Annotated in this window: 1 protein-coding gene; it reads right to left on the bottom strand. The window is 52.6% G+C overall.

Going from position 1 to position 371, the window contains the following annotated elements:
- The coding region (gene rimP, locus ACIPLA_RS28245) for a ribosome maturation factor RimP (RefSeq protein WP_401177766.1) at nucleotides 1-371 on the bottom strand (371 nt) is incomplete at both ends.

Raw genomic sequence — 371 nt, forward strand, 5'->3', positions numbered from 1 at the left:
CGATCATATCGATCGGCAACAGGAACTCATGGTCTTCAACCTGCACCACAACGTCCTGCTCTTCTACACCGCGCAGAAGGCCCTGAAAGTTGCGCCGACCTTCAAAAGGCGAGCGCAGCTTGATCTTCACTTGTTCACCGGCAAATTTTGCAAACTGCTCAATAGTGAACAGTGGGCGTTCCATGCCAGGCGAGGAAACTTCAAGGGTGTATTCAACGGCGATCTGATCTTCTACATCCAGTACACCGCTGATCTGACGGCTGACGATGGCACAATCGTCCACCAGCACGCCGCCCTCTTTATCAAGATAAACGCGCAACATTGAGTGGCGACCTTGAGCCGTCAACTCAATACCCCAGCAGTCATAGCCT

The sequence above is a fragment of the Pseudomonas sp. NPDC086112 genome, assembly GCF_044746425.1.
In the GTDB taxonomy this organism is placed as follows: Bacteria; Pseudomonadota; Gammaproteobacteria; order Pseudomonadales; family Pseudomonadaceae; genus Aquipseudomonas.